This is a genomic window from Urechidicola sp. KH5, assembly GCF_054661455.1.
Map to the genome: position 1 here is coordinate 920,633 of NZ_BAAFSW010000001.1, position 20,629 is coordinate 941,261.

At 35.2% G+C, this 20,629-nt stretch carries 18 protein-coding genes; 3 read left to right on the forward strand and 15 right to left on the reverse strand.

The annotated features are described in order from the left end of the window. Positions 1-3 precede the first annotated feature (3 nt). The 10 genes from ACYQ5R_RS04205 to queG form a co-directional block, all read right to left on the reverse strand. Complete coding sequence (locus tag ACYQ5R_RS04205) at positions 4-1,461, reverse strand: aldehyde dehydrogenase family protein (protein WP_460189659.1); 1,458 nt, start codon at positions 1,459-1,461, stop codon at positions 4-6. Between the two features lie 3 nt (positions 1,462-1,464). Further along, positions 1,465-2,361 carry a deoxyribose-phosphate aldolase gene (deoC, locus tag ACYQ5R_RS04210; RefSeq protein ID WP_460189660.1) on the reverse strand — a complete coding sequence of 299 codons (897 nt, stop codon included), beginning with the start codon at positions 2,359-2,361 and terminating at the stop codon, positions 1,465-1,467. 133 nt (positions 2,362-2,494) lie between these two features. Continuing rightward, positions 2,495-3,247, reverse strand: a complete 753-nt coding sequence (locus tag ACYQ5R_RS04215; RefSeq protein WP_460189661.1) for an energy transducer TonB — start codon at positions 3,245-3,247, stop codon at positions 2,495-2,497. Positions 3,248-3,352: 105 nt separating this feature from the next. Next, positions 3,353-4,078 carry an energy transducer TonB gene (locus ACYQ5R_RS04220; RefSeq protein ID WP_460189662.1) on the reverse strand — a complete coding sequence of 242 codons (726 nt, stop codon included), beginning with the start codon at positions 4,076-4,078 and terminating at the stop codon, positions 3,353-3,355. Between the two features lie 63 nt (positions 4,079-4,141). Continuing rightward, the gene (locus ACYQ5R_RS04225; protein ID WP_460189663.1) at positions 4,142-4,528 is read right to left on the reverse strand and encodes a VanZ family protein; all 387 of its coding nucleotides are present in this window, start codon (positions 4,526-4,528) and stop codon (positions 4,142-4,144) included. Beyond that, positions 4,494-4,874 (reverse strand): glycine cleavage system protein GcvH, encoded by a 381-nt coding sequence (gene gcvH, locus ACYQ5R_RS04230; protein ID WP_460189664.1) that lies wholly within the window; start codon positions 4,872-4,874, stop codon positions 4,494-4,496. The genes ACYQ5R_RS04225 and gcvH overlap by 35 nt, the downstream gene beginning before the upstream one ends. Before the next feature lie 61 nt (positions 4,875-4,935). Beyond that, entirely contained in the window at positions 4,936-12,012 is a 7,077-nt protein-coding gene (gene sov, locus ACYQ5R_RS04235; protein WP_460189665.1) for a T9SS outer membrane translocon Sov/SprA, read from the reverse strand. 4 nt (positions 12,013-12,016) lie between these two features. After that, positions 12,017-12,598 (reverse strand): Holliday junction branch migration protein RuvA, encoded by a 582-nt coding sequence (ruvA, locus tag ACYQ5R_RS04240; protein ID WP_460189666.1) that lies wholly within the window; start codon positions 12,596-12,598, stop codon positions 12,017-12,019. Between the two features lies 1 nt (position 12,599). Further along, positions 12,600-14,879 carry an NADP-dependent malic enzyme gene (locus tag ACYQ5R_RS04245; RefSeq protein ID WP_460189667.1) on the reverse strand — a complete coding sequence of 760 codons (2,280 nt, stop codon included), beginning with the start codon at positions 14,877-14,879 and terminating at the stop codon, positions 12,600-12,602. A gap of 125 nt (positions 14,880-15,004) precedes the next feature. Beyond that, on the reverse strand, positions 15,005-15,937 hold the full coding sequence (gene queG, locus ACYQ5R_RS04250; RefSeq protein ID WP_460189668.1) for a tRNA epoxyqueuosine(34) reductase QueG: 933 nt from the start codon (positions 15,935-15,937) through the stop codon (positions 15,005-15,007). Positions 15,938-15,989: 52 nt separating this feature from the next. On the opposite strand from queG, the gene ACYQ5R_RS04255 reads away from it, so the two are divergent. Then, complete coding sequence (locus tag ACYQ5R_RS04255; RefSeq protein ID WP_460189669.1) at positions 15,990-16,229, forward strand: MoaD/ThiS family protein; 240 nt, start codon at positions 15,990-15,992, stop codon at positions 16,227-16,229. 8 nt (positions 16,230-16,237) lie between these two features. On the opposite strand, the gene ACYQ5R_RS04260 is transcribed toward ACYQ5R_RS04255, so the two are convergent. Continuing rightward, complete coding sequence (locus ACYQ5R_RS04260) at positions 16,238-16,516, reverse strand: DUF3817 domain-containing protein (protein ID WP_460189670.1); 279 nt, start codon at positions 16,514-16,516, stop codon at positions 16,238-16,240. Positions 16,517-16,600: 84 nt separating this feature from the next. Between ACYQ5R_RS04260 and ACYQ5R_RS04265 the strand changes: the two genes are divergently transcribed. After that, on the forward strand, positions 16,601-17,026 hold the full coding sequence (locus tag ACYQ5R_RS04265; protein ID WP_460189671.1) for a molybdenum cofactor biosynthesis protein MoaE: 426 nt from the start codon (positions 16,601-16,603) through the stop codon (positions 17,024-17,026). A 2-nt stretch (positions 17,027-17,028) separates the two neighbouring features. Then, positions 17,029-17,751 (forward strand): 23S rRNA pseudouridine(2604) synthase RluF, encoded by a 723-nt coding sequence (rluF, locus tag ACYQ5R_RS04270; RefSeq protein WP_460189672.1) that lies wholly within the window; start codon positions 17,029-17,031, stop codon positions 17,749-17,751. On the opposite strand, the gene ACYQ5R_RS04275 is transcribed toward rluF, so the two are convergent. Genes ACYQ5R_RS04275 through moaC form a run of 4 tightly spaced genes read right to left on the reverse strand, consistent with a single transcriptional unit; the run spans position 17,748 to position 20,623 of the window. After that, on the reverse strand, positions 17,748-18,824 hold the full coding sequence (locus ACYQ5R_RS04275) for a HesA/MoeB/ThiF family protein (RefSeq protein WP_460189673.1): 1,077 nt from the start codon (positions 18,822-18,824) through the stop codon (positions 17,748-17,750). The genes rluF and ACYQ5R_RS04275 overlap by 4 nt on opposite strands. After that, positions 18,824-19,012 carry a hypothetical protein gene (locus tag ACYQ5R_RS04280; RefSeq protein ID WP_460189674.1) on the reverse strand — a complete coding sequence of 63 codons (189 nt, stop codon included), beginning with the start codon at positions 19,010-19,012 and terminating at the stop codon, positions 18,824-18,826. The genes ACYQ5R_RS04275 and ACYQ5R_RS04280 overlap by 1 nt, the downstream gene beginning before the upstream one ends. 11 nt (positions 19,013-19,023) lie before the next feature. Next, positions 19,024-20,154, reverse strand: coding sequence for a molybdenum cofactor guanylyltransferase (gene mobA, locus ACYQ5R_RS04285; protein WP_460189675.1), 1,131 nt, complete (start codon positions 20,152-20,154; stop codon positions 19,024-19,026). Further along, positions 20,147-20,623 (reverse strand): cyclic pyranopterin monophosphate synthase MoaC, encoded by a 477-nt coding sequence (moaC, locus tag ACYQ5R_RS04290; RefSeq protein WP_460189676.1) that lies wholly within the window; start codon positions 20,621-20,623, stop codon positions 20,147-20,149. The genes mobA and moaC overlap by 8 nt, the downstream gene beginning before the upstream one ends. Between the last annotated feature and the right edge of the window lie 6 nt (positions 20,624-20,629).

Consider the following 20,629-nt stretch of genomic DNA (forward strand, 5'->3'; position numbering starts at 1 on the left):
CTTTTATTCAAATGAAACATATGGTTTTAATCCGTGAAGTCCGCCTTCTCTACCCATTCCACTTTCTTTATACCCACCAAATGGAGAAGCTGGATCAAATTTATTAAAGGTATTAGCCCAAACAACACCAGCATTTAAGCGTTGAGATACATCAAATATTTTAGCACCTTTTTGTGTCCAAACTCCAGCAGATAAACCATAAGGCGTATTATTGGCTTTTTCTATAACTTCATCAACTGTTCTAAAAGTTTGTACTGTTAAAACAGGGCCAAATATTTCTTCTTGAGTAACTCTATGCGACTGCGAAACATTTAAAAATAAGGTTGGTGGACACCAATTCCCTTTTTCCGGTAATGCACAGCTAGACTGATATATCGCGCCTCCTTCTTCTTGACCTAACTGAATATAATCTTGAATGGTCTTAAGTTGCTTTTCTGAATTAATAGCACCAATATCAGTATTCTTATCAAGCGGATCTCCTACAATTAAAGACTCCATACGGTGCTTCAATTTATTAATTACTTGAGTGGCAACAGACTCTTGAATAAATAATCTAGAACCTGCACAACATACATGTCCTTGATTAAAGAAAATAGCATTTACAATACCTTCTACTGCCTGATCTATAGCTGCATCTTCAAAAATAATATTAGCTCCTTTACCTCCTAGTTCTAATGTAAGTTTCTTATCTGTATGAGCGATTGCCTTTTTAATATACTTGCCCACAACTGTAGATCCTGTAAAGGCAATTTTTTGCACATCTGGGTGTTCCACAATATGTGCTCCAGTATCACCAGCTCCTGTAACAATATTTACAACACCTTTAGGTAAACCACTTTCTTGAATAATTTCTGCAAGTTTTAAAGCTGTTAGAGGTGTTGTTTCAGCAGGTTTTAATACCACCGTATTTCCTGTGGCTAGCGCTGGAGCAATTTTCCAAGCCGCCATTAATAATGGAAAGTTCCATGGAATAATTTGACCAGCTACTCCAACAGGTTTAATCAATCTATTTGGAAAAGCGTATTGTAATTTGTCTGCCCAACCTGCATAATAAAAAAAGTGATTCGCTGCCAATGGTATGTCAATGTCTCGAGATTCTCGAATTGGCTTACCACCATCTAAACTTTCAATAATCGCAAACTCTTTTGCGCGTTCTTGAATCAATCTGGCTATCCTAAAAATATATTTTCCTCTTTCTTTACCAGACAATTTTGACCAGCTTTTAAAAGCCTTATTTGCAGCTTTTACAGCTGCATTAACGTCAGATTTATCGGCATTACCAACCTTTGCGATAACCTCTCCAGTTGCCGGATTGGTAGTTTTAAAATACTTTGCTTTTGTTGGAGCCACAAAGGCCCCATCAATATACAATTCATATTGCTTTTTTAACTGTATATGATCCGTACTTTCAGGTGCAGGAGCATAACTCCAACTCGCTTTAAAAATATCTTTTTCACTCATAGGTTAATCTTTTGAAAAGTAGTTAGCAGATTGATAGGCTCCAGTTTCAGCTTTCACTAATTGCATCAAAACATCATTTGCCAAACTACTCGCTCCGAATCGAAAATATTCCTTATTCATCCATTTTTCTCCTAGCACCTCATTTAACATAACAAGGTATTGTAATGCAATTTTAGATGTTGAAATACCTCCTGCAGGCTTCATTCCAATCATCTTACCTGTTTTTAAGTAAAAATCCTTAATTGCATCTAGCATTACATAAGATACAGGCATAGTTGCAGCTGGTTGTACTTTTCCTGTAGAAGTCTTAATAAAATCTGCACCAGCATACATTGCCAATTCACTTGCCAATCGGACATTATCTAATGTTTCTAATTCACCAGTTTCTAAAATCACTTTAAGATGCGCCTTACCACAAACTTCTTTTACCGCTGCGATTTCGTCAAAAACAAATTGATAATCTCCAGATAAAAATGCACCTCTAGAAATTACCATATCAATCTCATCTGCTCCTAAATCAACAGCATATTTGGTATCGTCTAGCTTTACCTGTAGTTTAGATTGCCCGCTTGGAAATACTGTGGCAACAGATGCCACTTGTATTACACTCCCTTCTAGTGCTTTTTTGGCTACTCCAACATAATTAGGGTACACACAAATTGCAGCTACAGTTGGAATGTCTTTTAAAGTATCATGCGGGTGCATTGCCTTATAACACAATTGTTGCACTTTAGCGGTAGTATCTTTTCCTTCGAGCGTCGTTAAATCAATCATACTCAAAGCCAATTTAAGTCCTTCTATTTTGGCCGACTTTTTTATACTGCGTTTACAAAAACGACTTACACGCTCTTGAACACCCACAGTATCATAAGTTGGTAAATTTGATAGATTTGGTAGCATTTATTTTTTTTCGAGAATCAAATGTACAAATTATTCTTTGTTCTTTTTTGAATTCAAATTACTTAGCCACCTAATGTTTATAAGTTTATGTCTTAAAAAAAACCGCCGAAGCGGGACTCAAAAATTTTACTATTTATTGTATTTCAAATGTAATAGGAACCATATAAGATACTTTTACGGGTTTACCATTTTGTTTACCCGGAGTCATCTGAGGTAATTGATCTACCACTCGTTTCCCTTCCGATTCAAGTCGTTTGTGTGGAGCTCTTGCATCTATTACTTCTATCTGTCCATTTTTATTGATTAAGAATTGAACATATATCCTTTGCTTACCTTCTCGTAAGGATAAAGATTCTGCAATACTTGTATCAAAACGTCTATTGATAAAACGCCCTACTTTTTGTTCAAAGCAGGCTCTCCTATCTACTTTGCTCTTCTTTTTTTCACATCCGGGAAAAATTGGAACTTCCTGTACAGTATTAATTAAGTGTGTATCATCATCAAACTCCTCTGGTTCATCACCCACATCAACCAATTGCCTTTCTATATCTGGTGATTCTTTTGATTCGGGTTTGGTTAAAATTTCGTTTTCTGCTTTTTCTTTTTCGTCATTATCAATTTCTTCAATTTCATCATACAGCTTAGCTTGTTCTTTTCTTGGCTGAGGATCTTGAGTTTGTTCAACTTTATTTTCTTCTATCTTATAATCCTTCATTATAAACTCAGTGTCGTGTTCAGAAGAGACGGTGATCAAAACTGTACTTTGGTTTTTTTCCGTTTTGTGTTCAAAAAGTGCATATACTGTGAGTAGTGTTAGCACTAAACCAAGCTGCATAAACAGCCCAGAACTTTTTTGTAACCTGTCGGAATGCTTTTTGTTTTTCATACTATTAAAGTTAAGAGATTAATAGCCTAAAGAATACAAGAAACATACCAAAAAAAAGCGTCCGCAAATTGCGGACGCTTTACTTATGTTTTATTTTGAATAATCTTACTCTACGTTAAAAGAAATCGGTAACATATACGTTACGTTTACGGCACGACCTCTTTGTTTACCTGGTGTCATCTTTGGTAATAAGCTTACTACACGTTTCGCTTCTTTTTCTAAACGCTTGTGTGGTGCTCTTGCCCCCAAAATTTCGATTGTACCAGTTTTTGTAATCTTAAATTGAATATAGATTTTTTGTTTTCCTGGCGGCAAGCCTAAATCACTAGCCAATTCACCGTTAAATTTTCTAGCTACGTGCTTTTGCATTGCTTTATTTAAACATGCCTTTTTACCTTCTTTAGTTCTTTCTTTTTCACAACCAGGATAAATTGGAACATCTTCAATAATGGCAAAAGGGATGTCTTCATCAATTTCTTCTTCTTCCTCTACATCAATAATTTCTTCTACTTCAACACTTTCATTTTCGTCTGTTTCTGTAGATTCAATAATTGTTTCTTCTACTTCCTCCTCATCTTCTACAACCTCAATAACTTCTGGAGCTGGTGGTGGTGGAGGCGGTGGCGTTGTAATTTGCTCAATTACAAACTCTTCCATTTCTTCTTCATCTTCATGTTCAGAAGCAACAACTTCCAAACCAGAAAGGTCTCTTTCATAGGTTTTGTGCTCAATGGCTAAATAAACAGTTAACAAGGTTAATACCAAGCCTAACTGAAAGAATACTTTAGTATACCCCTCTAAATTTGCCTTAGGACTTTTCTTAATTTCCATACTCAAAAAATTTACAGTGTGCTAATTTAATAATTATAAAACGACTTATGCAACTATTTAATGTTAAATAGTTTTGTATACTTTTAAAAGAAAATTGAATGACGAAAATGCTATTAAAACACCTATGGTATTTGCAATTACATCAAAAAAATCCATCATTCTATTTTCAGTTAATTGCTCCTGAAATACTTCAATAATTACGCCATAAAAAATTACAGATAGAGCAATAACAATTTTGTATTTAAAAGAAAAGTGGGCATTTTTAATTGCAAAAAACCAACTTAAACTCAACGCAAAATAGGCAAAGCCATGTAATATTTTGTCAGATGTACTAATCTTTACCGGCAGGTCTGACAAAGACGATAAGCTTAAGTAGGTGATTAATAAGGTTAGGAATAACGCAACAACATATGCATTACGCTCCAATAATTTCTTTATAGGCTTCAGCATCTAGTAAACCATCAATTTGTGAAGTATCAGCAATTTGAATTTTAATCATCCAACCGCCCCCATAAGGATCTGAATTAACAACTTCTGGTGTGTCTTCTAATTCTTCGTTAAACTCAATTACCTCACCTGATAAAGGCATAAATAAATCTGAAACAGTTTTTACGGCCTCAACGGTCCCGAACACTTCATCTTTTTCAACGGTTTCGTCAAGTGTATCTACATCAACATATACAATGTCTCCTAATTCGCCTTGGGCAAAATCAGTAATTCCAATAATTGCTACATCGCCTTCAATGCGAATCCATTCGTGATCTTTAGTGTATTTTAAATCAGCAGGTATGTTCATAACAGTATAATTTGTTTGCACACAAATTTAACGAAAAAGTAAATGGTGTGCACAAAAAAAATTAGTTTCCTAAATTGTACTGAACCATAATCCCTGTGTTAAAAGAGTTTCTTGGGAAAGAGGTAGAAATGGCATACCTCGACGAATTTTGGTCGTAATAAAATGAAGCGGTTAAATTTCTGCTGAGGGCATAATCTGCCAAAAACTTTAATGAGAATAATTTTTGACCTCCTGTTACCTGTTCGTTATCTTCGTCTATATCTCTAATTAAGGTTAAATTGTCTCTTAAACTAAAGTCGAGTCTTAAGTTAACATCTCCATTAACTGTTTGATTTTTTTGATCAAACTTGAATCTCAATTTTACATTTTTAAAGCGATAACCAGCTCCTACTATAAATTCTTGTCCTTCAATTTCCGTAAGTGTGTTATTATTGAAATTTAGATTAAGCATTCTGTCTTTTCTAATTTCAGCTTTTAAAGACAATGAGTTGCGCATTTTAAAATCTACCTTCACCAAAGGTGAAAACTCTTCTATCACATTTACCGCAGAATATAATTGCTCATTAAAATAGTTGCCTGCGATATCTGTTTCTCCATAAGGATCGTTTTCATTATACAGCAAGTTGTTGGAATAATTGTTTATAGAATAAAGCGATCTATAACCATGAGAAACCGTAAAGCTTTGGAAATTCTTTTTAAACCATTTAAAACGCATTAAACCTTTATAGGTTAATGTCCAGTTAGGCATAGGAGTATCTCTAAAGGCGTTTAAATTCACACTACCCGCATCTTTACCAGAATATGCTGCAACAAAGGCGGGTAACACTACTTGTTGGCTATTCTCACCAAATCCACTAATATCTGCTCCAGAATTATCTGCTAACCTTTGAGAAATCACTGCTCGATTATTTTTAAACTCCTGAAATAATACATCTGCATCATCTCCGAAAGCAGTTTTAATCATATTAAAACTCATACTAAAGTTTCCAACTTCTGAAATTGGATTTTCTTGAAACTTTGTTTCTCCAGTACTTAAATCATTTACAGCATCTAACTGTTGAATAATGTTTTTTGTGAAGGCCTTGTTGGCCGAAAGCTCTATTTCTAAATCTCTAAATGGTTTTAAGTTTACAAATACATCAAACTTATTATAATGGTTTTGTGAATAAGTGTGGTTGTAATATAAATCGTCTTCAGTACCGTCTTGGTAGTTAATGTTTCTTGTAATTAACCAGCCGTTTTGCAATGCCTGATTTCTAATATCAATTTGACTACCAAAAACAAAACCAAATGTTGGTGCTGCGCCACCACTAAAATTATCGCGACCTAAAAATCCTGTTTCTGGAATAAATCCGCCCATTAAAATTCCGTTTCTCTCCGTATAAGTAACACGCGCTCTTTTTACCATCATTAGAAAATCCATAGCCGCTTTTCCTGCTTTATTCCCTTTTTTGGTCTTTGCAGGAATCGTCTCCATTATATGATTTCCTTCTTCATCTTTTTCTCCCGTTTTCTTTTCCTTAGCAGGAATCACCCGCTTTGTACTTACTTTGGTTAAACCAATATTTCTATATAAACGATTAAAATCTGCTGTTGCACTAAGGTTATGTGTATTTGCATTCTGCACGACATTACCAATTCGCTCTACATACGACTGAGACGCTGCTTGCCAATCGTAATCAGCAGAATAAGCGTAATCAGAAGAAATAAAATCTAAATAAGGTAACTTATCAATTGGTATTTGATAGGTTAAATTTAATGTTTGATGGTAATGATTTGGTCTACCTAAATTGAAGAAGTTCGAGTATAACGAAATATCTTCAGAATTATCAAAATCGTCGTACACATAATTATTTAATGCTCTAAAGGTAAACTGTAAAGATTTTGTAAGATTGTAACCAATGGTATAGTCCCAGTCAAACATAAAATTGTTCTGTTTTAACGTTGGTAATTCTGGCAATCCTTCGATTAATGTTCGAGAAGTTTGCTCATTATAACTTCTAATAATATTTGAGTTGACCGAAATATTTGACGGCAATAAATTGAAATTGAAATCTTTTATAAACTGCAAGTATTTACTCTTAGTTATAAAGCCCCAATTCTGAAAAGGCTCAATGCTCCAAGGTTGAAATGAATAGTTATAATTTGCCGATGCCCTAACATTTTGGTCAACAAATTTCTTAACATTATAATCTCTATGTTGTGTTTCATTATAGGCATAAGAGACTGAGAAATTCTCAACATCATAAAAGCGCTGCTTTTTCTCGGGGTTTGTACGTTCTTTTCTAACATTAATTAAGTTAACACTTGTTCGCTTTGTATAATCTCTAGAAGCTTCGCTATTGGGATTAACATCTATGGCATCTTCAAATAATACATCTTGATATTGCGGATCGTATTTAGGGTCGTGAAACTCTTCAGAAATACTATAATTTACAGGAACTTTTACGCCCCAATCTTTAGGCAGTAATTGTCCAGCATTTACATTAGTAACAACATCATAAAGTTTTGACTCCTCTTGTGCTCGCTCGTTAACTGTTTGTTCTATACTACCAAAACCTATAGTTTCCATTCTACCTGTTACCGAAACATCTGCAAAATCTGCAAAGTTTGCATCAGCAGCGATAACCGCAGCCCAACCACCTTCATTGTCAAATTCGGCGGTCCGCATTTCGTTAAACCACAATTCTGCACTTTTTCTAACATCAGAAACATTCTTAGTACCCAACATCATGGTGCGAATATTAGATAAATTAGGATTACCCTTAACGCGAATCATATACCCATCTAATCCTTCAATAGGAGATTGCTCTCCGTATGCAGGATAAATATCTGTGGCGTCGTAGGTGCCATCTTCAAATCGCAGTAACTTTAATTGTCCTAATTGTTCTAGAATAACATTAAAATCATTTGGCCATATATCTTCTGGTGATGTAGAACCCCATGGAGTCACTTTCAATGGCATTTCTATTTGGTAATAGTTGTCATTTAAATCACTCCCCAATCGAATAATAGCTTCAAAATCATCATCATTCACTACAGACTTTTCCATTTCTTCTATATGCACAAACATTTTTAGTTTTTTGTACATACGTAAATCTGTACTTACGTTTTTATATACTGCTCTTGTTTCTCCCGGATCTAAATCTTCAACTTTCATCGACAATGATTGCTCATTTTGCTGCTGAATTCTTGTACTACCTTGCAACTGCTCTCGTTGAATACCTGGAGGCAATACATATGGAATAGGCTCACGAGCCTCATTTTCTTGAATATTTACAACTCCTGAAACAAAGTTTTCTAATTCTGCAGGATCTAGCGGCGGCGGTGCTGGATTATTGGTTTCATCAATAACTCTAGTGTATTTTCTCCACTCACCTCTTACCATTTCTAATTCTGCAAAACGCAATACCACCGGCATTCTAAAATTGGTCATAAACATACGCATGAAACGAATTGAATTAAATCCGCTCATATCGTTTATAACATCATCAGGTGCGTTAACAGGAATTCTAAACTGTAACCATCTAAACTCTTTAGTGCTTCCATCTTCTAGTTGTACAGAAACATTCTTCTCATCAACAATATTATTTCTACCAACAACTAAATTAGCAGCGTTCATAGAAACACGGTATTGGTAATAACTCTCTACCGTATTCATTGTTTGATCTTTATTAATATCTTCTACATCTGGATAGTTTGTTGCAGATGTTGGGAAAGATTCTTCGGATAAACTTGCGGTAGGAGAATTACCTTGCGTATTGTTAAAGGCTTTATATCTCGTCAAAATTGTTGCATCGTCGGCATCGTATTGCGAACCTCTAAAATAACGGTAGTTATCAGATGAAGGGTCTGGACCAAAAGTAGTACCGAACATTGCAGTTTCTTCCTCATCATTTAAACCGTCAATACCAATATCTTGATTCAAACGAGCTGTATCGTCTGTATCGAAACTATATAATAACGACTGCGAATTTGGTACTTTACCCCATATGGATGGATCTGTGTTTTCCGTTCCTCCTTCACTAGGCAATCCGTTTTCATATAACTTTCTTCCGTCTTTTAAAACATCTTCAGAAATGTTACCTAGATTAAAATAAAGGTCTCCTACTTGATTAAATGGGTCAGATGGATCAACTCCTGATGGCAATCCTTCTTCTTGATTAATAGAATATTGCGTGTATGGATCCTGCATCCAAAACTGAATGTACTCAATATTCGCTTGTTCAAAATTATTAACAGTTAAAGGTCTTGTAATACCACCCCAACGATCTTCTGGATTGATAAATTTACCATCGCCTCCAACATTATCTGTATCGTAATTATAACTCCCTCTTTCAGATGGATAATACGCCAAATCTAAAGTTCTAATAACTGAGGTCTGCGTTATGTCTCTGTCTTCTTCTGGAAATAGTTCTTGGTATCTTACCCTTCTTACCTCAGCTCGAGATAACTCTACATCATCAATATTCTCTGGTTGCAAAGTAGAGCTTCCATAAAACACTTGGTCAATAATATACCATGCCAACTTAGCACGATCTTTACCATAATCAATTGTGCCATCCAACTCTCCACCAAAGCCAATTGGCGCACTTGACAAATACCATTGCTGAGGAGTTTTTAATTCTAACGGTATTTGAGCTCCTTCAAAATCATCAATGTAAAAAGTAGGTTCTCCACTCAATTCTGTTTGTTTTGGAGCACCTGGCAATAAATATGCAAAATCACCTCTTACAGAAACATTTGATGCAACATCAGTATCAATATTTGGCAGCTTATTTACCCATTTCGTAAATTTCTTAACTTCACTACCATAATCTCCTCTTAATCCAAAAATGGTATTGTTAATTGGTTCAGAACCAATTGTAGATTTCTGAGTTAAAGGACGCTCTCTTAAATTTAAAATTGTAGCTCCTGCAATAAAATTTTCAGATACTTTATGCTCAACATCAACCCCCATAAAACGTCTGGTTTGCAAATTGAATACTGTATTGTTTTCTACAGAAACTTCAATTGGAGCATTAGAAGACTCTAAAGCCGGATTAATTATTTGAACTCTACCTATTTGATAATCTACTACATAATCTACCCCTTCAACAAGTACTCTACCTCCTGTTGTAACAGTTACAGAACCCTGAGGAATATTGTAAGCACCTAATGCTATACCTTGAGCTGCTTCAGATTTCGTATATCCTTTTAAAAAGTATTTGTCTTTATTCTGAAAATTATTTCGAGCCTCCGATTGGGTATACTCATATAATTCTTCAAAAATAAATATGTCGTCATCTGGGTCTACTAAATCCCCTGCTAAGGTTTCTCCAAAAGGTTCAGCTGTTGGAAATATAACATATCCGTTGAGGGAATTCACCGTTTGTCCTTCGATGTAATCAAAATAACCATCTCCCTCAGGCACTTCAAAATCATTTTGGTCTAAACGGTCTAAATCGAATAGATTTAATAAAGTACGATCGGCAACACCTGGTGATTCTGCATTTTGTAGCACATTAATAGGAACTCCTGTTTCATCATCTCTATACAATAATTCAAAACGGAATCCATCTTTTGTCATTTGATAGGCACCTAAAGCATAGATATTTTTCATCATCAAGTCCCACAAAGGAATATCGGTATTGATAATCTCACTACGCAATAATTTTACTACTAAATTCTTTGGTGCTAAAACACCATCTGTAGATAATTCTCCAACTTTATAAACCTGATCACTCCCGCTAATTGTATATTCATAAGCCACCGCTAACACATCTGAATCTGCCAATCTTCTGTTTAATGAAATGTATCCTAATTGCGGATGAAACTCGTATTCATTAGGCTGTAATTTTCTTGCGTTTTCTAGAATTGAATAATCACGTCCCTGCGTGACTAAATAAGGTGCTAAGGCTGAATTAATTGTTGAAATTTCACGAATAGGACCGTCTTCTGTAAGCAATGCATCTAAATCGTTTGCTCCATTCGAGGGATCTTGAGGCATCCCTGGGTTTGGATTAATATTTCCACCTCCAATATTGGTAACATCTCCTTCGGCCAAATCTGCTAAAGCAACAATATTTCTAAAATCTGCCGTAGAAGCTTGACGGTTTGTAACCCAAACTTCCATTTTTACAATATTAATCTGACTACTAATTAATGGAAATGTTTCTAAGCTTCTATCGTATTGATCTCTGAATTTTTGAGATAGAAAGAAGTGTCGATTTGCATCATAATCTGTTGCCTTTAACTCGAACTCATTAATTGATGCTCCTCCTTCGGCAGCAACGGTACGCGTTTGCGATTTTTGTTCTGCATAGACTCCAGTAACAGTAGTGGCACCAAATTGCAATTCTGTTTTGAAACCGAATAAATTCTGAGCACCAGTTACCAAAGAATTTCGAATGGGCATACTCACATTACCCACTTCAATTTTTCTAATAATATCATCTTCAGTAGGGGTATACTCCAATTTTACCTGATTTTCAAAATCAAATGTAGACTGGGTGTCATAATTAGCAGTAACTGCCAATCTTGTACCAATTTTAGCGTTGATACTCGCTGTAATCTGTTGATCAAAATCAAAAGTTGTACTCTTTCTATTTCTTTCAGAAATTTGAGGATTCTGAATATTTTGATGTAAGACACCCAATTTTACCTGAATATTACCGGTAGGGTTTACATCAATTGTATTCCCTCCAAAAATACTTTCAAAGAAATTTGAGTTCACATAATATGTTGGCAATAAATCTCTCTGAGCGTCTTTAGCATCAGCTGTTCTACCGTCAACCGCCTTTAATTTATCTTTATAATTTGATAGAATATCTTGTTGCAATCGATATTCCATATACTCATTAAAGGTTAAATAAACTGGATCTCCTAAATAGTAATCACCAATTTTTTCTCTTATGATATATCTTTTTAATTGAGGGTCATACTCAACAGTTATGGTTGAAGGGTTGTTTAACTTTAAACTTCCACTTTGCGTATTGGTAAATCGATACGGTAATTGTGGTACAGAATCTTGAGCAACTTGAATAGAATCAATAGGAATTGAGGGAGGCACAGGAGTTTGTGCAAATGCACTTAACCCCACACCCAAACAAAAAAATACGACAATAGTAAGTTGATATATTTGTATCGTTTTTCTCAAAAAACTATAAATTTTTTAGCGCCTGCTTTATAAGCTCTTCCACCGTTAAACTCGCATCTTGTTTCAAAATACGCTCTAACACCTTATCTGACTGCTTACGAGCAAAGCCTAAAACCTCTAATGCTGATAACGCTTCTTCCTTATTAGTATTGTTTTGAATTGCAGAAACTTCGTCAATTCCGTAAGTCTTAATTATTTTATCTTTTAAATCGATTACAACTTTTTGAGCGGTTTTCGCACCAATCCCTTTAACTGACTGAATTTTTACAGCATCGGCACCTGCTATTGCATGCTGAATTTCTTCAGAAGTCATAGAAGACAACATGGTTCTGGCAATACTGGTTCCAACACCTGAAACCGAAATTAATAATCTAAAAATTTCTCGCTCTACCTTATCCGCAAATCCATACAGGGTATGACTATCTTCTTTAATAGCCAAATGCGTATATAAAAAAACAGCTTCTTCGTCTAGAAGTTTAGAAAATGTGTTTAAAGAAATATGTAAGTAATAGCCCAAGCCATTGCATTCAACAATCACGTACGTAGGATTCTTTTCAACAAGTCTACCTTTAATATGTGTTATCATTTTAGTCTTTGCGCTTAGCTTTATTTTGAGCATCAACCACAGCTACTGCTGCCATGTTCACCATTTCATCAACACTTGCTCCTAATTGTACAATATGTGCAGGTTTCTTAAGACCAAGCATAATTGGACCTATAGATTCTGCGTCGTACAACTCTTTCATTGTTTTATAACTAATATTGGCAGCGTCTAAATTAGGGAAAATCAAGACATTTACTTTCTTATCTACCAATTTAGAAAATGGGAATGCTTTTTTAAGCATCTCTGGATTCAAGGCAAAATTGGCCTGAATCTCACCATCAACAATTACTTCAGGATAGGTTTTGTGAATATAATCTACGGCTTTGTTGATCTTAATCGCATCTTCAGCCTTTGAAGCACCAAAGTTTGAGAACGATAACATCGCAATATTAGGCGTCATACCAAACATCTTAACCAACATGCCTGTTAACTGACAAATCTTTGCTAAGTCTTTTGCATTTGGATTGATATTAATAGTAGTATCTGACAAAAACATTGGCCCTCTTTTGGTAAGCATTAAATTGGTTGCCGCAACAGTAGTAACTCCTTTGTCTTTACCAATCAATTCCAACATTGGTTTTACAACAGACGCATAATTTCTAGAATAACCTGTTACTAGAGCATCTGCATCACCTGAATTAACCATCATAGCGGCATAATAATTACGCTGGCGCAACAATTTTTGAGCATCAAGTAGTTTTATCCCTTTTCTATGTCTTGTTTGCCAGAACTCTTGAGCGTACTCGTTTAATTTCTCTTCTTGCTCTCTTAATTTTGGATCAATGATTGGTACATCTGCAGTAAAATCAATTTCCTGCATTAATTCTAAAATAATCTCTTTATTCCCCAGCAAAATTGGTTGTCCTATACCCTCATCATATACTATTTGAGCGGCTTTTAACACATCTAAATGGTCTGCCTCTGCAAATACAACTTTCTTTGGATCGGACTTCGCCCTATTGTGTAACATTCTAATAATCTTGTTACCTGTGCCAAGTCGCTCCATCAACTCATCGCGATATCTATCCCAATTTTGGATTGGCTCTGTTGCCACACCAGAATCAATTGCTGCCTTTGCGATAGCTGGTGGAATCTCATAAATTAAGCGAGGGTCAAATGGCTTCGGAATAATGTAATTTCTTCCAAAACTCAAACTGACCTCATCATAGGCAATATTTACTTGCTCCGGAACAGGGTGCTTAGCTAAATCTGCTAAGGCATGAACCGCTGCCATTTTCATTTCTTCATTAATCTTAGTTGCACGAACATCTAAAGCTCCTCTAAAAATAAATGGGAAACCAAGTACATTGTTCACCTGATTAGGATGATCAGACCTACCCGTAGCCATAATTACATCTTCTCTGGTTTTCACAGCTAGATCGTAATTAATTTCTGGTTCTGGATTCGCCATGGCAAATACAATAGGATTGTCGGTCATGCTCAACAACATTTCTGGTGAGAAAACATTTCCAATAGAAAGCCCAATAAAAACATCAGAACCTTTAACGGCCTCTTCTAAAGTATTTACATCTTTAGAGGTTGCAAATTCAGATTTTTCTTCAGTAAGGTTTTCTCTGTCTTTCCTGATTACGCCTTTACTATCGCACATCACAACATTTTCTTTCTTAGCCCCTAATGCTAAATACAATCTGGCACAAGAAATGGCGGCTGCTCCAGCTCCATTAACTACAATCTGAGCTTCGTCTATTTTCTTATCGGCTAATTCAACCGCATTTTTTAATGCAGCTGCAGAAATAATTGCAGTACCATGCTGATCGTCGTGCATCACAGGAATATCTAATTCTTCCTTTAACCTGCGTTCTATTTCAAAAGCTTCTGGAGCCTTTATATCTTCTAAGTTAATTCCGCCAAACGTAGGAGCTATGGCCTTAACAGTTTCGACAAATTTGTCTACATCTGTCGCATCTACCTCGATATCAAAAACATCTATATCTGCAAAAATTTTGAATAAAAGACCCTTTCCTTCCATTACAGGCTTGCTCGCTTCAGGACCAATATTACCTAAACCTAATACTGCAGTACCATTAGAAATAACCGCAACCAAATTTCCTTTGGAAGTATATCTATACACATTTTTTATGTCTTTATGTATCTCTAAGCAAGGCTCTGCAACACCTGGAGAGTAAGCTAGCGCTAAGTCTCTTTGAGAGGCATATTTTTTTGTTGGTACAACCTCAATTTTCCCAGGCTTCGGTTTTGCATGATATAATAACGCTTCTCTTCGTAGTCTTTCGTTTGACATAGTAGGAATAATTAATAACTAACAAAGATATAATTAATCTGTTTGAAGCCTGTAAAATAAGCACCTTTTTTGAACTTTTTTTCAGGGGTGATAAGTCTTGTGATAAGCTGAGTTTAAGAACTTATTTATGTAGTTTTAATAAACGATATATTACGCTGTAAACCAGTGTATTTTGTTCTTTTAACTGCCGATTTTTTAAATACAGTTCTAAAAACATCTTCAGTAATTTCTTCCCAATCAGATTTGGTCATTTGCAATAAATCAGGATGCGGATTAAAAAGTGGTTCTTGGTGTGGTGAAGAAAAGCGATTCCAAGGACAAACGTCTTGACAAATATCACAACCAAACATCCAATCTTGAAACATGCCTTTTACACTTGAAGGAATAGATTCTTTTAACTCAATAGTAAAATACGAAATACACTTACTACCATCTATGGTGTTGTTTGGTAATATTGCTTCTGTTGGGCATGCATCTATACAACGTGTGCAGGTTCCACAGTGGTCGGTTTGAAACGGGTGATCGTACTCTAATTCTAAATCGATTATTAATTCTGCCAAAAAAAAGTAGGAGCCCAATTCTTTCTGAATGAGCAAAGCATGTTTTCCATTCCACCCCAATCCTGCTCGTTCTGCCCAAGAGCGCTCCATAACAGGAGCTGAATCAACAAATGCTCTACCTCCAACTTCACCAATCTCTTCTTGAATGAAGCTCATTAAATGCTTAAGCTTACCCTTTACGACATGATGATAATCTTGACCATAAGCGTATTTAGCAACTTTATAGGTTCCCTCATTTTGAACCTCTTCAGGAAAGTAATTATAGGCTAAAGAAATAACCGTTTTAGCCCCGGGAACCAATAAGCGAGGATCTAATCGTTTGTCAAAATGATTCTCCATATAACGCATTTCACCGTGATAGCCATTCTTTAACCATACCTCTAAATTGCTAGCTTCATCTTCTAAAAAGGCTGCTTTGGCCATACCGCAAGTGGCAAAACCCAATCGTTTTGCTTCCTTCTTTATTCTTTGCGTATATGTACCTTTTAAACTCGTCATTTAGATGGTTCAAATATACTCAAAAAGCTTATTTTTACTGAAAATTTAAGCAATGCAAGTACGTTTATTAGCTTTTGGAATTACATCAGATATTTTAGGTGCCATCAATAGTTTTGAACTTGAACAAGGCCAAACTGTTGGAGATTTAAGAAATGCTTTAGAAATGCGTTTTCCTAAATTACAATCATTTAAAAATTACGCTATTGCTGTAAATGAAAACTATGCAGAGAATGCAGTTCAACTAAGTGAAAACGACACTGTTGCTCTAATACCCCCTGTTAGTGGCGGATAAATCTTGAATTATTTCTTCTTAAGATATTTTCTATCTACATAAAATGTTCCGAAAGGAATAAGTGATGCGATTAAAATCACCGAAAACTGTCTGTTGTTCCATGCGTAATCTGAACGTATCAAAAAAGCCAATATAATGTAACCTATAAAAAGCATTCCGTGTGGCATGCCTAACATTTTTACATAGGTGGGATCGTCTGCTAAGTGCTTTAACGGTGTTGCAATAAAGAGCAATAAAATGTATGAAACCCCTTCTAAAAATGCGACTATTCTAAATACTTGATGCATGCTTAACCTGTTTTATTTAGAATGCAAATATACAGCTGCCAAAATTAATTTGGTTAATTTTGTACAAGCAATATATCCTCTTTCATGTCAAAAAATATCTCTGTATTAATTCAATCAGAAAAACTGAATTTGCAAAACTGTTACGACTTTGTTCAAGACCCTAGTTGTGGTGGTATTGCGCTCTTTGTTGGAACTGTTAGAAATAGTACACAACTTAAAGAGGTGACACTGTTAGATTTTTCGACATACAAGCCTATGGCTATAAAAGAAATGGAAAAAATTGCGCAAAAAGCACTTGATCAATTCGACATTCATGCAATTGCAATTCACCATGCAGAAGGAGAGCTTGAAATTGGTGCGATACCGGTAATTATTGCTGTATCTGCACCGCATAGAAAAGCTGCTTTTGCAGCATGTCAATTTGCTATTGATACCTTAAAGGAAACTGTGCCTATTTGGAAGAAAGAACATTTTGTTGATGGTGAGGTTTGGGTAAATGCAACTCCCTAATTATGAAAGAAACACGTATAAATAAATACTTGAGCGAAGTAGGTTACTGCTCAAGAAGGGCGGCAGATAAATTATTAGAACAAGGCAGAATAACTATAAACGGAAAGGCTCCTGAGTTAGGAACTAAAATTACCGAAATGGACGAGGTTCGTGTTGATGGAAAACTAATTTCCCAACCTTCAAACAAACCTGTTTATATTGCATTTAATAAACCTAGAGGCATAGTTTGCACCACAGATACAAAACGCGAAAAAAATAATATCATTGATTTTATAAATTACCCAACACGTATTTTTCCAATAGGTAGATTAGATAAACCCAGTGAGGGACTCATATTTTTAACCAACGACGGTGATATAGTAAACAAAATTTTACGCGCTAGAAACGGACATGAAAAAGAATATATCGTTTCTGTAGATAAATCGATTGACGCATCTTTTGTTCAAAAAATGAGTAATGGTGTCCCAATTTTAGATACTGTTACTAGAAAATGTAAAGTAGAGCAATTGGGCGAGCGTCGCTTTAAAATTGTTCTTACACAAGGTTTGAATAGACAGATCAGAAGGATGTGTGAATATCTAGGTTATCGAGTTACAAAATTGAAACGTGTAAGAATCATGAATGTTTCTTTAGATGTCCCGGTTGGAGAATATCGAGATCTAACAGGTAAAGAATTAAAAGAAATTAATCGATTAGTTGTAGGTTCTAAGAAAACTCATAATTAAGCGTATTCTAAAATACCTCCCGCCAAACTTTTGGCTTCTGCAGTTGGATATACTTCTTTAAATTTTTGAGTTGCAATAAGACTTGAAACGCCTCTATTACAAATAAAAATATAGTCTTTAGAAGCGTCTGCTCCTTCTTTTAACCAAGTATCAAAAGTTGATAATGGAATCTGGTCATCCACCTCAAAAGGTAATTGTTGTGATGTATCTTCTATAACAGAAATCAGCTCAAATTTCTTTTCTGCGTTGTCTAAAACTTCTTCAAACGCTTCTTGAGAAATTTCTAATTCAGTGGTAGTATCACAATAGGCTTCTAGATAACTTTCTTCTTGAAACAATCTTGCAATCTTTTCTTTTGAAAACTTAGACTGCAATTTCATTTTAAATTGTGTGTTGTTAAGCGCATTGTAAATCAAAAGTTCGTTTTCAATTGTTTTACCGAGGCCAGTAAGTTTTTTTATTACCTCATTCGCTTGCATTAATCCAATAATTCCAACTATTGGATTTAAGGTGCCTAATTCCGCACAATTTGGAATGTGCTCTTTTGGGATTTCAGGAAACGCATCTCTAAGGTTGGTTGTATTACCAGAAAAGCTAGCCACATATCCGTCAAACTTATAAAGAGAACCATATACTAAATGCGTATCTTTTATAATACACGCATCATTAATTAAGTATTTTATTGGGAGAATATCAGTACAATCAACAACAATATCTACCCCTTCAATAAGTTCAAAAATTGTTTCTTTTGATGCTGCTTGCTCCTTAGCAATCACTTCAACAAAAGGATTGATCTGCTCTAAGTAAGACTTAAGCACTTGTACTTTTGGTTTTCCAACGTCTTCAATTTTGTAAAACACTTGTCTATGCAAATTGCTAACAGACACCACATCAAAATCCGCCAAAATTAAATTTCCAACACCACTAGTAGCCAAGTGTACAGCAACACTACCACCCAATCCACCGCAACCAATAATCGTTACTTTAGCATCGGCAAGTTTTTGTTGCCCAATTTCACCAAACTCTTTTAATGTAGTTTGTCTTTGGTATAAATGTGATTTTTTAATCTGCATTATATATCATCTGACATCATTCTTATAACTGCCCAAATTCCTAAAAACAACCCTATCAATCCTATAATAAAACCAGCGATGGCTTGTCCTTTACTCTTTTCTTGATCTCTTACAAATTTAAAATCAATAGTGTTAAATACCACCAAGACAAAACCTATTGCAAAAAATAAAACACCAAACGTTAACATAACTTTTCTCTTTAATTCAATTCATTTTTCACTTCCTTCAATTCTTCAGGAGTGTTTATATTTCTAATAATTGCATCATCTATCTCAACAATTTCTACATCAGAATTTATAAGTACTTTTCTTGGACACGAATATCCTTGGGCTAAATAACTCAATAAAACTGGATATGCCTTTGGTTCCCAAATTGTAATTAATGGCTCCGGAAATTGTTTGGACTTACCCTTAAATGTAGTCGCAATTTTAGATGGATTTCTTTTTGAAATAAGTAACTCCATAATTTCTTTTGTAACAAAAGGAACATCTGTAGCTACAACCAACCAAGCTGTATTTGGATTTTCTTGAAATGCTGAACAAATACCTCCAAACGGACCGAGGCCTTTAAATTTATCTATGATGTGATTCCCTTCGATATCCTGATGCTGTCTTACAGAATAATACGTTCCCAACTGACCTTCGTCTTTTATTGGAAATAGCGATTTCATTGCCTCGTATAAATAGGTTCTTTGTGGCTTTCCATAATACTCTAGTAAACCTTTATCGGTTCCCATTCTGGTACTCTGACCTCCTGCTAGAACCAATCCTTGTAATTCAGGGGCCGTGCTTTCTACAATTTTATCAACCTCAGAAACTATTGCTTTTATATCATCTAAATGAAAACATGGCAACTTCTGAATATTTGGAATCTCCGCTTCTAAAAAATCAAAATAAGGCGCGTCTTCTTGAACTTTAATTACAAACTTAACGTTCGTTAACTGCGATAGACGTTTTTTAACTGAAGCTTCTTTCTCTTTATCTAAAAACAGCACCTGTTGATTGCCTTGATAATGATTGCCATTAATACACACCAAATCAAATGATGACAATGCTATTTTACTATTGTAGGGATCTAGTGTGTCTGAACTGTGCAATACCAACTCCCCTTTTTCATGATAAGTAAAGCTCGAGACTGCAGGAGTTTTTACAACATCTGCGTGACTTGCATCTAAGTAAGCTAATTTGCTTTTTCCTTTAAGTTCTTCGGCAATGGTGTGAACCAAGTTTTTAATAACACTGCATTTAACCCCGACAAAAGCTAATTCATGCGGTGCATAGTTACCATTATTTCTGCGAGTTATATTTGCGTGTTTTTGATGTTTAGTCATTTTTAATATCTGATTTTCCTCCTGTTTTTTCCAACAACTTAATCTCTTTAATCACCATTTTTTGTGAAATGGCTTTGCACATATCATAGATGGTTAAAGCAGCCACCGAAGCACCTGTGAGTGCCTCCATCTCAACCCCTGTCTTACCCTCTATACTAACTTCACATTGAATTTCTATATCTGTTTCATTCACTACAGAAATGCTAATGTCAACTCCGTTAATTAACAATGGATGACACATTGGAATTATATCTGACGTTTTCTTTACAGCTTGAATTCCTGCTATGATTGCCGTTTGAAATACAGGTCCTTTTTTAGTGCTGATATCGTCACTCTTAAAATGGTGCAAAATTTCTTTACCTAAAAACATGTGCGCACTGGCAGTGGCTTTTCTTTTGGTAACTTTTTTGTCACCAACATTTACCATTTTAGGTTGATTGTCTTTATTTATATGTGAAAAGTCGCTCATAACTCA

Excerpts from the sequence above, each read along its gene's own strand:
- ACYQ5R_RS04205 (WP_460189659.1), bottom strand. The coding sequence starts at position 1,461 with ATGAGTGAAAAAGATATTTTTAAAGCGAGTTGGAGTTATGCTCCTGCA.
- deoC (WP_460189660.1), bottom strand. The coding sequence starts at position 2,361 with ATGCTACCAAATCTATCAAATTTACCAACTTATGATACTGTGGGTGTT.
- ACYQ5R_RS04215 (WP_460189661.1), bottom strand. The coding sequence starts at position 3,247 with ATGAAAAACAAAAAGCATTCCGACAGGTTACAAAAAAGTTCTGGGCTG.
- ACYQ5R_RS04220 (WP_460189662.1), bottom strand. The coding sequence starts at position 4,078 with ATGGAAATTAAGAAAAGTCCTAAGGCAAATTTAGAGGGGTATACTAAA.
- ACYQ5R_RS04225 (WP_460189663.1), bottom strand. The coding sequence starts at position 4,528 with ATGCTGAAGCCTATAAAGAAATTATTGGAGCGTAATGCATATGTTGTT.
- gcvH (WP_460189664.1), bottom strand. The coding sequence starts at position 4,874 with ATGAACATACCTGCTGATTTAAAATACACTAAAGATCACGAATGGATT.
- ruvA (WP_460189666.1), bottom strand. The coding sequence starts at position 12,598 with ATGATAACACATATTAAAGGTAGACTTGTTGAAAAGAATCCTACGTAC.
- ACYQ5R_RS04245 (WP_460189667.1), bottom strand. The coding sequence starts at position 14,879 with ATGTCAAACGAAAGACTACGAAGAGAAGCGTTATTATATCATGCAAAA.
- queG (WP_460189668.1), bottom strand. The coding sequence starts at position 15,937 with ATGACGAGTTTAAAAGGTACATATACGCAAAGAATAAAGAAGGAAGCA.
- ACYQ5R_RS04255 (WP_460189669.1), top strand. The coding sequence starts at position 15,990 with ATGCAAGTACGTTTATTAGCTTTTGGAATTACATCAGATATTTTAGGT.
- ACYQ5R_RS04260 (WP_460189670.1), bottom strand. The coding sequence starts at position 16,516 with ATGCATCAAGTATTTAGAATAGTCGCATTTTTAGAAGGGGTTTCATAC.
- ACYQ5R_RS04265 (WP_460189671.1), top strand. The coding sequence starts at position 16,601 with ATGTCAAAAAATATCTCTGTATTAATTCAATCAGAAAAACTGAATTTG.
- rluF (WP_460189672.1), top strand. The coding sequence starts at position 17,029 with ATGAAAGAAACACGTATAAATAAATACTTGAGCGAAGTAGGTTACTGC.
- ACYQ5R_RS04275 (WP_460189673.1), bottom strand. The coding sequence starts at position 18,824 with ATGCAGATTAAAAAATCACATTTATACCAAAGACAAACTACATTAAAA.
- ACYQ5R_RS04280 (WP_460189674.1), bottom strand. The coding sequence starts at position 19,012 with ATGTTAACGTTTGGTGTTTTATTTTTTGCAATAGGTTTTGTCTTGGTG.
- mobA (WP_460189675.1), bottom strand. The coding sequence starts at position 20,154 with ATGACTAAACATCAAAAACACGCAAATATAACTCGCAGAAATAATGGT.
- moaC (WP_460189676.1), bottom strand. The coding sequence starts at position 20,623 with ATGAGCGACTTTTCACATATAAATAAAGACAATCAACCTAAAATGGTA.